The organism is Paraburkholderia sediminicola (assembly GCF_902859805.1).
GTDB classification, from domain to species: domain Bacteria; phylum Pseudomonadota; class Gammaproteobacteria; order Burkholderiales; family Burkholderiaceae; genus Paraburkholderia; species Paraburkholderia sediminicola.
The window spans coordinates 405,628-417,424 of record NZ_CADIKC010000007.1; the positions used below are offsets into that span (position 1 = coordinate 405,628).

Genomic DNA, 11,797 nt, shown 5'->3' on the forward strand with positions numbered 1-11,797 from the left:
TCTCAAACGTCCTTCGGTTCGTTGCGGGGCGCGGCGCCTTCCTTGGGCGGCAGGTAGTCGTAGAACTCGCGCTTGGGCAGCTTGCCCGAGACGAGGTCGTCGAAAATCTGCCGCGAGCGGCCGCGCAGATAAGGCGCCATCAGCGAGACGATCTGCACGCTTACCTGATGCAATTCCGCGCGAATCGTTTCCTGCTCGTTGTACTTGCGCGGGTTCATCACGAACTGATACGACAGCCAGTACGTGCCGATCACGCCGACATTGGTGGCGATCACGTGCAACTCTTCGGGCGTGGCGACCATTTCGCCGTCGGCCACGAGTTGCTCGCAGAACTGGCTCGCAAAGCGCACCTTGTGACTGATGATCTGCTTGAAGTGTGTCTCCAGCGTGCGGTTGCGCGCCAGCAGATCGTTCAGGTCGCGATACAGGAAACGATAGCGCCAGGTGAAATCGACCATGTACTGCAGGTACGACCACATCTCGTCGATCGTCGCGCGGTGGTCGTCGGGAAAGCGCAGACGCTTTTCGATCTCCTGCTCGAACTGGCTGAAGATGCTGTTGATGATGTCGTCTTTGTTGCGGAAGTGGTAGTACAGGTTGCCTGGACTGATTTCCATTTCCTCGGCGATCGTCGTCGTTGTGACGTTCGGCTCGCCGATCTCGTTGAACAGCTTCAACGATAGTTCGAGTATCCGTTCGCGGGTGCGGCGGGGAGGTTTGGCTTCCATGTCGTCCGGCCCTGGTTTCGCCGGGCTGGGCGCGTGGCGGCTTGCCGCTCCAGCGTGATCCACCCGGACGTGGTTGGTATTTTGATTGAGCGTCTCAGCGGTTTCCCGTGAGACTGTCGGACGATTATAAACCGACCGTTCTTATACCAAACGGATACTCAGGGTTTTCATTCTTTGGGACGCCGGGAAAGGGCGTCAGGTGGTGCTGCGGCGCGAATTCCATCGCCACGCTTATAGCCACGCTTTGATCCAATGCACGACGAGCGGTCCAACGATCAGTCCCCATGTCATCACGCACATGCCGAGCGCGACCATGACCGCCGCGCTGCCGAGGTCCTTCGCACGGCGCGACAATTCGTGGCGCTCAAGCGAAATCCGGTCGATGGCCGCCTCGACGCTCGAATTCAGCAATTCGACGATCAGCACGAGCAGTACCGAGCCGAGCAGCAACACACGCGACACGGGATCGACCGGCACCAGCACGCCGCACGGAATCAGAATTGCGGCGAGCGTGAGCTCCTGGCGAAACGCGCTTTCCTCGCGGATTGCCACGCGAAACCCGGCCAGCGAATTTTTCATCGCGTGCCACGCGCGGGTGACGCCGCGATTGCCCTTGTACGGATTGAAGGGGAGCGGCGCGAATGGATCGTCGGGGCTGAGCGGTTCGTTGTGCGGCTCGCTCTCGGGGTTCGCGTGACCCTCGAGGCTTGCGCCGTTCATGCCGTGAAAACCATTCGCGTGATCGACATGATTCGGCGTGCCGTTCTCGCTCACGTCGTCGAACGGCTCGATGCCGGCGGCTTCGGTGTCGACAGCGCGCAGCGCGCCTTTCGACGCGCGTGCCGCGTTGGAGTTTCGGGTTCGCATAAACGGCTCGGCGCGTCGCTTCACGCGGCGGCGCTTTCCTCGCTGTACGACGTCCGCGGCAGCGGCTTCAGGTGCGCCGCGAACTGCTCGGATGCGGCTGCCCACGAGAAGCGTTCCGCCCACGCGCGCGCATGGCTGCGCTCGATCTTCAGCGCTTCGAGGCAAGCCTCGCGCAAGTCCTCATGCATGGCGCCCGCGCCGCCGTCGCCGAGCACGTCGATCGGACCGGTCACCGGATACGCCGCGACCGGCGTGCCGCAGGCGAGCGCTTCGAGCAGCACGAGCCCGAAGGTATCGGTGCGGCTCGGGAATACGAATACGTCGGCGGCCGCGTAGACCTTGGCCAGTTCGGCTTGCGTCAGCACGCCCAGGTAGTTCGCTTGCGGATAGCGCGATTTCAGTTCGGCGAGCGCCGGGCCTTCGCCAGCCACCCACTTGGAGCCGGGCAGATCGAGCTTGAGAAACGCTTCGACGTTCTTCTCGACTGCTACACGTCCCACGTACAGAAAGATCGGCCGTGCGGTGTTGAGAACCTTCGAGTCCATCTGGTGAAAGATGTCGAGGTCGACGCCGCGCGTCCACAACACCACATTGGTGAAGCCGAATTTTTCGAGGTCCGCCTTGACCACGGGCGTGGGCGCCATCACCGCCAGAGACGCCTTGTGGAACCAGTGCAGAAACTTGTAGGTGGCAGCGATCGGAATGCCGAATCGCGCCTGTACGTATTCGGGAAAGCGTGTGTGATAAGCGGTGGTGAACGGCAGCTTGTGCTTGATCGCATAGGACCGCGCGGCCATGCCGAGTGGGCCTTCGGTTGCGATGTGCAGCGCGTCGGGCGCGAATTCGTCAATGCGCTGATGAAGCTTGCGACGCGGCAGCAGCGACAGGCGAATCTCCGGATAGGTCGGGCACGGAATCGTCTTGAATTCGAGCGGCGTTAGCAGATCGACCTGGTGGCCGAGTGCGGTGAGTTCACGCGTGGTGTTTTTCAGCGTACGCACGACGCCATTGACCTGCGGTTCCCATGCATCGGTGACGATCATGATCTTCATCGGTTTCGGCCCAATAGAAGTGGAGAGGGACTACGCGGTCGCCCGGGCCTTTTGCACGCCGACTTCCGGTGCGCGCATCACGGTCCAGTAGATCACCTTGAGTTCGCCTTCATACGTCTCGACGAGCGCCGACAGGCTTTCGACCCAATCGCCGTCGTTGCAATACAGCACGCCGTCGATGTCGCGGATTTCGGCTTTATGAATGTGCCCGCAGACCACGCCGTCGCAACCGCGGCGGCGCGCTTCGTCGGTCATCACGCGCTCGAACGACGAAATAAAATTCACCGCGTTCTTCACCTGATGCTTCAGGTATTGCGACAGCGACCAGTACGGGAAGCCGAGCCGGCTGCGGATCCGGTTGAACCAGCGGTTCAGGATGAGGATCATCGTGTAGAGCGTGTCGCCGAGATAGGCGAGCCACTTCGCGTGCTGGATCACGCCGTCGAACAGATCGCCGTGCACGATCCACAGGCGCTTGCCGGCGAGCGTCGTGTGGAACGCTTCGCCACGCACGTGGATGTCGCCGAACGCGAGGTCGCAGAACTGGCGCGCGGCTTCGTCGTGATTGCCCGGCACGTAGATCACCTGGGTGCCTTTGCGTGCTTTGCGCAGCACCTTCTGCACGACGTCGTTGTGCGCCTGCGGCCAGTACCAGCCTTTTTTCAACTGCCAGCCGTCGATGATGTCGCCCACGAGGTACAGGTATTCCGACTCGTTGTGACGCAGGAAGTCGAGCAGATACGGCGCTTGGCAACCGCTCGAGCCGAGGTGGATGTCGGACAGCCAGATGGTGCGATAGCGGTGTGGTTCGGCGTGATCGTCGTCGTGTTGGCCGGCGTGCGCGTCGAGCGGCAATGACGGCACGGGCAACGGCAAGCCGTGGCTAGGGTTGGGTTCCGGGCGGAACGCGACAGGGTCGACGCTCGGGCCGGTCTGGCGGAACAGGGAAGTCGCGGACGTTTTGGGGTCCATGGCTCACGCGTCGAGTTGCGGTGCCCGTATTGCGCCAGTCGCGCGTGACCGTGCCGTGACAGTCACGAGAAGTTCTTATTACTGTGGCGGGATTGGGAGGCTCAGCGCTCGACGCTGATCACGCGCGTACCGGCGAGGCGGTCGTGCAGGAATTGACGCTGCGAATCGAAACGGCCGGTGGCGGCCCACAGCACGAACCAGATCGCGGCAATCACGAGCGTCTGCGGCACGGCGAGGCCCAGCAGCGGATGCAGCGCGAGCGGCGGCAAAAACCACAGCCACGCCAGCACGTAACGACCGATCGCCCGGCCTGTGGACAGCGGCGCGCCGTTAGCGGCGACGACGCGCAGGCGCCAGGTTTTCATCGGCAGCGTCTGGCCGCTGTGGGTCCAGAACCAGACGAAATACAGACCGACCACGAGGCCGATCCACGCGGCGAGCAGGTTGTGATGGGTGAGACCGTTGCGCTGCTGTGTCAACGTGCTGAACAGGTAGCCGGCGATGAACACGACGCCGAACAGGATCACGGCTTCGTAGAGCAGCGCGGCGAGGCGCCGCCGAACGGTGGGCGCGGCGCCGGGTGATTCAGCGGGCAGTGTCGAGGTGGCGAGCGGCTGGGACACAGTGGGCGCGGATCAGGAGCCGTTGAAGATCGACGGCGCCTCAGCCGGCGAAACCGGCACCGGCGTGGCGGGTACGAAGCTGCCCGCAGCCGGAATCGCCGGCGTGACGGCCGGGCTCGGCAATTGAGCGGCCGCCGCGGCACTCGCCGCTGCGGCACCGCTCGCGCCGTGCTCGCGGGCATTGACCAAACGGTCGATGCCCTTGATCTCGGTCTTGCCGGACGGCGGCGCACTCACGACGCTCGGGCGCCGCTTCCGCTCGCTTGCGGCGAGCCGCTCCTTCTGTTCTTCCGGCAATTGCTGATAAGTCTTCCACGCGTTCTGGCGGGTTTCGCGCGGCAACTCCTTCGACACCTGATAGTTTTCGCGGGCAACGCGCCGCTGATCGGGTGTCATGCGCACCCATTCAGTCATTCGGTCATGCAGGCGTTTTTGTGCATCGGGCGATAACTTCGGGTAACGCGCGGCGATCTTGATCCATTTTCGCTTGCGTTCGTCGCTGAAGGAATCCCATACGCTGGCGAACGGCGCGAGCGCAAGGTGCTCGGCCGAGCTCAGGCGGGACCACGCCATCGGGCTATTGTTGCCGGACAGGCTGGGCAGGTCGACGGCGAGCGTAGGCGCGGGCGTCTTGGCGGTTGCGTTGCCGCCTGCGGCGGGCGCACTGGAGGTCGACGGGCTCGGATAAAAGCGCGGATACGTCGCGGCAAACGACACCAGGGCCGCGATCGCGCATCCGAAAACAACGGCCAAGCCGCGCTTGTAACTCACCCGAAGAATCTCCCGCTCAGTGGGCGCGTGATAGGTACGCGTTGAAACCGTGATCGAGATAGGCATTGAGCGGCAAGTCGTCGCTTAGCATGGCTGCATCGATGTCGGCGAGTTCGGCGGTGCGTTGCTGGTCTTCCCAGTAGGCGATGCCCACGAGGCTGACGACCAGCGCGACGAGCGGCCAGGCGAGCGCAAAACGGCGCAGCGGCGAGCGGCGGCGCTGCGGCATCTCGATCTGCGGCATACCGGAGGGCATGCCGGCACCGGCGAAGGCGGGCACGAACACCGGCGCGCTCACGGTCTCAGGCTTCTTGCGAGCGAGCGCGGCGCGGCGCGCCACGGCGAGCCGGTCGACGGTGGCGGACGGAATACTGGCGGCGGTTTCGTCGAGCGCGCGGCGCACCTGGCGGGCGAACTCGAGTTCTTTGGTTTCTAGGGAGCTCATAGCGTGATTCCTTTAGCCTTGAGCGCTTGCGCCAGCGTGTGGGTGGCCCGCGAGCAGTGTGTTTTCACACTGCCTTCGGAGCAGCCCATCGCGGCGGCAGTCTCGGCGACATCCATATCTTCCCAATAACGCATGAGAAACGCCTCCCGTTGACGTGCCGGTAACTTTTGGATCTCGTCGTCGATTAACTGTAAGACCTGTTCGCGTTCGAGTTTCTGTTCGTTGCTTTCTGAGCCCGCTGAACCTTGCTGCGCCTCGAATGTTTCGAGTGGGTCGAATTCGTCGTCGTCGGCGTTGCCGAGCGAGGAGAACAGACTAACCCAAGTATTGCGCACTTTGGCACGACGGAAATAGTCGTGCATCGCATTCTGGAGAATACGCTGAAACAGGAGCGGAAGTTCGGCGGCCGGACGGTCGCCGTATTTTTCGGCGAGCTTGATCATCGCGTCCTGCACGATATCGAGCGAGGCGTCGTCGTCCCGCACGGCGTAGACCGTCTGCTTGAATGCGCGCCTTTCGACGCCCGCCAGAAAATCGGCGAGTTCCTTGTCTGATGCCATCCGTTTGGGGGTCGGCGCAGCGTGCGTGCGCGTAATCGGTCGAAAAATGTCGTAAAACTCGCGGATGCTAACAAACTTTCGCTCCGCTGGGGCGAAACCTGTCCTACCTTGCATCTCTATAACATGATCTCGGTCGTTTTTGACCTATTGCGGGATTCAGGGGCAGGGCGCCAGGGCAATATTTGCTTGACCGCGCGAACATCTGCAGATATCTTCGCTGGTTCGCAACATAAGTGACTTGTCTCAATTGAGGTGTGGCCCAAGAAGCTCACCTGTCAACTGGACGCGCCGCTTGAACCCGAGCCACAAGCCCGGCAGAGAGCACCCGATCAATTTTTTGCCGAAAATTCGAAAGGTGAATAAATGAATATGCCCAGCGCGGAATTCTCCACGTCGGATACGACCCCCCATCCTGAAGCTGACTCTATCGGCGCCACCGTGCTCATGCGCGCTTTGGCCGACGAAGACGTCGAATTTGTGTGGGGCTATCCCGGCGGCTCGGTACTCTACATTTACGACGAGCTGTACAAGCAGGACAAATTCCAGCACATCCTCGTGCGCCACGAGCAAGCCGCAGTCCACGCCGCCGACGCCTATGCGCGTTCCACCGGCAATGTGGGTGTGTGCCTCGTGACCTCCGGCCCGGGCGTCACCAATGCGGTGACCGGCATTGCCACGGCCTACATGGATTCGATCCCGATGGTGATCATCAGCGGCCAGGTGCCGACTGCTGCGATCGGTCAGGATGCGTTCCAGGAGTGCGATACGGTCGGCATCACGCGTCCCTGCGTGAAGCACAACTTCCTCGTGAAGGACGTGCGCGACCTCGCCGCCACCGTCAAGAAAGCTTTCTACATTGCACGTACCGGCCGTCCCGGCCCGGTGCTGATCGACATTCCGAAAGACGTGTCGAAGATGCCGTGCCAGTACGAACCGCTCAAGACCGTTTCGCTGCGCTCGTACAACCCGGTCACGAAAGGTCACTCCGGTCAGATTCGCAAGGCTGTGGCCTTGCTGCTGTCGGCCAAGCGTCCGTATATCTATACCGGCGGCGGCATCATTCTCGCGGATGCATCGCGTGAGCTGAACCAGTTCGCCGATCTGCTCGGTTACCCGATCACCAATACGTTGATGGGTCTGGGCGGCTACCGCGCGAGCGACAAGAAATTCCTCGGCATGCTCGGCATGCACGGTACGTACGAAGCCAACATGGCGATGCAGCACTGCGACGTGCTGATCGCGATCGGCGCGCGCTTCGACGACCGCGTGATCGGCGACCCGGCGCACTTTGCATCGCGCCCGCGCAAGATCATCCATATCGACATCGATCCTTCTTCCATCTCCAAGCGCGTCAAGGTCGACATTCCGATCGTTGGCGACGTGAAGGAAGTGCTGAAGGAGTTGATCGAGCAGTTGCAGACGGCCGAACATGGCCCCGACACCGCGGCGCTCGCCGACTGGTGGAAGGACATCGAAGCCTGGCGCGCCAAAGATTGCCTCAAGTTCGACCGCAAGAGCGACATCATCAAACCGCAGTACGTGGTGGAAAAGGCGTGGGAACTGACCGACGGCAATGCCTTCGTGTGTTCCGACGTCGGCCAGCACCAGATGTGGGCGGCGCAGTTCTATCGCTTCAACAAGCCGCGCCGCTGGATCAATTCCGGTGGCCTCGGCACGATGGGCTTCGGCCTGCCGGCGGCGATGGGCGTGAAGATGGCGCACCCGGACGACGACGTGCTCTGTATCACGGGCGAAGGCTCGATCCAGATGTGTATCCAGGAGCTCTCGACCTGCAAGCAGTACGAGACGCCCATCAAGATCATTTCGCTGAACAACCGCTATCTGGGCATGGTGCGCCAGTGGCAGCAGATCGAATACAGCAAGCGCTATTCGCATTCGTACATGGATGCGCTGCCGGATTTCGTGAAGCTCGCCGAAGCGTATGGCCACGTCGGCATGCGTATCGAACGCACGGCCGATGTCGAGCCGTCGCTGAAGGAAGCGCTGCGCCTGAAAGATCGCACGGTGTTTCTCGATTTCCAGACCGATCCGACCGAAAACGTCTGGCCGATGGTCCAGGCCGGCAAGGGCATCACTGAGATGCTCATGGGTTCGGAAGATCTATAACGACGGTTTCTAGTGCCGGCTTCGTCAAGCACGCCTTCAAAAAGGGCGAAGGCGGACGAAGCGGCGCGAAACCGCTCGCATACATCGACAAAACATCTGGAAGAAGCGAAACATGAGACACATTATTTCTGTCCTGCTGGAAAACGAACCGGGCGCGTTATCACGCGTGGTGGGGCTGTTCTCGGCACGCGGCTACAACATTGAAACCTTGACGGTGGCTCCGACCGAAGACCGTTCGCTGTCGCGCATGACCATCGTCTCCATTGGCTCGGACGACGTGATCGAACAGATCACGAAGCATCTGAACCGCCTGATCGAGGTGGTGAAAGTGGTCGACCTTACCGAGGGCGCCCACATCGAGCGCGAGCTGATGTTGATCAAGGTGAGGGCGGTCGGCAAGGAACGTGAGGAGATGAAACGGATGTCGGATATTTTCCGCGGCCGCATCATCGACGTCACAGAAAAGACCTACACGATCGAACTGACGGGCGCGAGCGACAAGCTCGATGCCTTCATTGAAGGGATCGACGCGACTGCGATTCTCGAAACCGTCCGTACGGGCAGTTCGGGCATCGGCCGCGGCGAGCGCATTCTGAAGGTTTGACGCGCGCTTATCGACGATTCGCTAACGTTTCGATCGGGGCCGGGCAGTGCCTTCAGGAGCCCGGCCAAGCAACACACCATTCGCAGTATTTGTATTTCACTGATTTCACCGAATTTAGCCAAGGAACTGACATGAAAGTTTTCTACGACAAGGACGCCGACCTCTCCCTCATCAAGGGTAAGCAAGTCACCATCATCGGCTATGGCTCGCAAGGCCATGCTCACGCGCTGAACCTGAAGGAAAGCGGCGTGAACATCACGGTCGGTCTGCGCAAGGGCGGCGCATCGTGGAGCAAGGCTGAGAACGCCGGCCTGCAAGTCAAGGAAGTGGCGGAAGCCGTCAAGGGCGCGGACGTCGTCATGATGCTGCTCCCGGACGAGCAGATCGCTGAAGTCTACGCAAAAGAAGTGCACGCCAACATCAAGCAAGGCGCAGCGCTTGCCTTCGCACACGGTTTCAACGTGCACTACGGTCAGGTGATCCCGCGTGCTGACCTCGACGTGATCATGATCGCGCCGAAGGCGCCGGGCCACACGGTTCGTGGTACGTACTCGCAAGGTGGCGGCGTGCCCCACCTGATCGCCGTTGCGCAAGACAAGTCGGGCGCAGCACGTGACATCGCTTTGTCGTACGCAGCAGCGAATGGCGGCGGCCGTGCCGGTATTATCGAAACGAACTTCCGCGAAGAAACGGAAACCGACCTGTTCGGCGAACAAGCCGTGCTGTGCGGCGGTACGGTCGACCTGATCAAGGCCGGCTTCGAAACGCTGGTGGAAGCGGGTTACGCGCCGGAAATGGCGTACTTCGAGTGCCTGCACGAACTGAAGCTGATCGTCGACCTGATCTACGAAGGCGGCATCGCGAACATGAACTACTCGATCTCGAACAACGCCGAATACGGCGAGTACGTGACGGGTCCGCGTATCGTGACGGCTGAAACGAAGAAGGCGATGAAGGCTGTGCTGACGGACATCCAGACCGGCGAGTACGCAAAGAGCTTCATCATCGAAAACAAGGCCGGCGCACCGACGCTGCAATCGCGCCGCCGTCTGACGGCTGAGCACCAGATCGAAACGGTGGGTGCCAAGCTGCGTTCGATGATGCCGTGGATCGCAGCGAACAAGCTGGTCGACCAGTCGAAGAACTAAGAAGCCAGTTTTATCGCATCTGACCGGCGCGGCGCCTCGTCGCAGCGGCCGGTAATGCAAAAAGCCGTCCAAGGGTGCTGAACCCTGGGCGGCTTTTGCTATCCTACGGTTTTACAAAAATACAGAAGCCATCCATGAATTACCCTCATCCGATCATCGCGCGAGAAGGCTGGCCGTTCATCGCCATCGCGGCCGTCGTTGCATTACTGGTTCATGCCTTCGCGGGATTCGGCTTTGCATGGCTGTTCTGGCTGATCCTGATCTTCGTCGTGCAGTTTTTCCGCGATCCGGCACGCCCGATTCCGACTCAGGCGAATGCCGTACTGTGCCCGGCCGACGGCCGTATCGTCGCAGTCGAGACAGCGCATGATCCGTATGCCAACCGTGAAGCGCTGAAGATCAGCGTGTTCATGAACGTTTTCAATGTCCATTCGCAGCGCTCACCGGTGGACGGTGCGATCTCCAAGGTCGAATATTTCCCGGGCGCGTATCTGAATGCCGCTGTGGATAAGGCTTCGCTCGAAAACGAGCGCAATGCGGTCGTGATCGAAATGGCCGGCGGCCAGACGGTGACCTCGGTGCAGATCGCCGGTCTGATTGCGCGGCGCATTCTTTGCTATGTACGTTCAGGTGAGCCGCTCACGCGCGGCCAGCGTTATGGATTTATCCGTTTTGGCTCGCGTGTCGACGTGTACCTGCCGGTTGGCAGCCGTCCGCGTGTGTCGATCGGTGAGAAGGTTTCCGCGTCGTCCACGATCCTCGCTGAACTATAAAGCGGCACCAAGGAGGTTTTCCGAATGGCCGCATTCAAACCGCGTCGACCCCGCAGCAGCGGGCAGCTCCCGCGTCCGTTCCGCCGTAACAAGCCGATCGTAGCGGAGACAGGAGCAGTCGACAGCCGGCGCGCTCAGCGTCAGCAGTTCCTGAGGAAGCGCGGCATTTACCTGCTGCCGAACGCGTTTACCACCGCCGCGCTCTTCTGCGGTTTCTTCGCCGTGGTCCAGGCGATGAACGTGCGCTTCGAAATCGCGGCCATCGCGATCTTCGTGGCGATGGTGCTGGACGGCATGGACGGCCGCGTCGCCCGCATGACGCATACGCAAAGCGCGTTCGGCGAACAGTTCGACTCTCTCTCGGACATGGTCTCGTTCGGCGTGGCGCCGGCGCTCGTGATGTACGAATGGATCCTGAAGGATCTCGGCCGCTGGGGCTGGCTCGCGGCGTTCGTCTACTGTTCGGGCGCTGCGTTGCGTCTCGCGCGTTTCAACACGAACATCGGCGTGGTCGACAAGCGCTTCTTCCAGGGTATGCCGAGCCCGGCGGCCGCGGCGCTGATCGCCGGTTTCGTGTGGCTCGCCACCGATAACCGCGTGCCGCTCAAGCTCGTGTGGCTGCCATGGGTCGCTTTCGTGCTGACCATCTACGCCGGTGTGACGATGGTGTCGAATGCGCCGTTCTACAGCGGCAAGGCGCTCGACGTGCGGCACCGCGTGCCGTTCGGCGTGATTCTGCTGGTGGTGGTGGCGTTCGTGCTGGTGTCGTCCGATCCGCCGCTGATGCTGTTCGGCCTGTTCGTGCTGTACGGTCTGTCGGGCTATGTGTTCTGGGGCTACCAGGCGCTGCGAGGCAGGGCGAATCCGGCTCGGTCCGTAGCGCGGGACAGGTAACGGCGCAGCTTCGTTACATGGGCGTGACATGAGAAAACGGCAGCCTTCGCGGGCTGCCGTTTTTCGTTGTCGAGCCCGTCCGGCGGCGCGCGGCAGGGAGGTCCGACGCCAATTGCACGGCGACGGGAATGCCGCTATAGTCGTTGGATAAATGCGTTCAGGTTCCCATTTGAGCTGCAGCACGAGCCTCAACAAGCTGGTGCGCCGCGGGTGCGCTAGTGCTGGCGCATCTA

The 11,797-nt window shown here is 61.5% G+C and carries 13 protein-coding genes; 5 read left to right on the forward strand and 8 right to left on the reverse strand.

Annotation, left to right across the window (positions count from 1 at the left end):
• Nucleotides 1-2 precede the first annotated feature (2 nt).
• From R8871_RS24920 to R8871_RS24955, 8 genes are all read right to left on the reverse strand, one after another.
• The gene (locus R8871_RS24920) at nt 3-728 is read right to left on the reverse strand and encodes a TetR/AcrR family transcriptional regulator (protein WP_054034977.1); all 726 of its coding nucleotides are present in this window, start codon (nt 726-728) and stop codon (nt 3-5) included.
• 231 nt (nt 729-959) lie between these two features.
• A complete protein-coding gene (locus tag R8871_RS24925; protein ID WP_175052847.1) occupies nt 960-1,595 on the reverse strand; it encodes a diacylglycerol kinase in 636 nt (211 codons plus the stop codon).
• Nucleotides 1,596-1,615: 20 nt separating this feature from the next.
• On the reverse strand, nt 1,616-2,647 hold the full coding sequence (locus R8871_RS24930; protein ID WP_175052848.1) for a glycosyltransferase family 4 protein: 1,032 nt from the start codon (nt 2,645-2,647) through the stop codon (nt 1,616-1,618).
• Between the two features lie 30 nt (nt 2,648-2,677).
• On the reverse strand, nt 2,678-3,619 hold the full coding sequence (locus R8871_RS24935) for a UDP-2,3-diacylglucosamine diphosphatase (protein ID WP_175052849.1): 942 nt from the start codon (nt 3,617-3,619) through the stop codon (nt 2,678-2,680).
• Between the two features lie 101 nt (nt 3,620-3,720).
• Complete coding sequence (locus R8871_RS24940; RefSeq protein WP_175052850.1) at nt 3,721-4,242, reverse strand: RDD family protein; 522 nt, start codon at nt 4,240-4,242, stop codon at nt 3,721-3,723.
• Between the two features lie 12 nt (nt 4,243-4,254).
• Nucleotides 4,255-5,013, reverse strand: a complete 759-nt coding sequence (locus tag R8871_RS24945) for a DUF3106 domain-containing protein (protein ID WP_175052903.1) — start codon at nt 5,011-5,013, stop codon at nt 4,255-4,257.
• 16 nt (nt 5,014-5,029) lie between these two features.
• Complete coding sequence (locus R8871_RS24950) at nt 5,030-5,458, reverse strand: DUF3619 family protein (RefSeq protein ID WP_175052851.1); 429 nt, start codon at nt 5,456-5,458, stop codon at nt 5,030-5,032.
• Nucleotides 5,455-6,018: an RNA polymerase sigma factor gene (locus tag R8871_RS24955; protein ID WP_054034971.1), complete on the reverse strand. Its 564-nt coding sequence runs from the start codon at nt 6,016-6,018 to the stop codon at nt 5,455-5,457. Before R8871_RS24955 ends, R8871_RS24950 begins: the two co-directional genes overlap by 4 nt.
• 363 nt (nt 6,019-6,381) lie before the next feature.
• On the opposite strand from R8871_RS24955, the gene R8871_RS24960 reads away from it, so the two are divergent.
• From R8871_RS24960 to pssA, 5 genes are all read left to right on the forward strand, one after another.
• The gene (locus R8871_RS24960; RefSeq protein WP_175052852.1) at nt 6,382-8,145 is read left to right on the forward strand and encodes an acetolactate synthase 3 catalytic subunit; all 1,764 of its coding nucleotides are present in this window, start codon (nt 6,382-6,384) and stop codon (nt 8,143-8,145) included.
• A gap of 112 nt (nt 8,146-8,257) precedes the next feature.
• On the forward strand, nt 8,258-8,749 hold the full coding sequence (gene ilvN, locus R8871_RS24965; protein WP_011487482.1) for an acetolactate synthase small subunit: 492 nt from the start codon (nt 8,258-8,260) through the stop codon (nt 8,747-8,749).
• A gap of 131 nt (nt 8,750-8,880) precedes the next feature.
• Entirely contained in the window at nt 8,881-9,897 is a 1,017-nt protein-coding gene (gene ilvC / locus R8871_RS24970; protein WP_012432364.1) for a ketol-acid reductoisomerase, read from the forward strand.
• A gap of 134 nt (nt 9,898-10,031) precedes the next feature.
• Nucleotides 10,032-10,670 (forward strand): phosphatidylserine decarboxylase, encoded by a 639-nt coding sequence (locus R8871_RS24975; protein WP_054034968.1) that lies wholly within the window; start codon nt 10,032-10,034, stop codon nt 10,668-10,670.
• 24 nt (nt 10,671-10,694) lie between these two features.
• Nucleotides 10,695-11,564 carry a CDP-diacylglycerol--serine O-phosphatidyltransferase gene (pssA, locus tag R8871_RS24980; protein WP_175052853.1) on the forward strand — a complete coding sequence of 290 codons (870 nt, stop codon included), beginning with the start codon at nt 10,695-10,697 and terminating at the stop codon, nt 11,562-11,564.
• Nucleotides 11,565-11,797 lie beyond the last annotated feature (233 nt).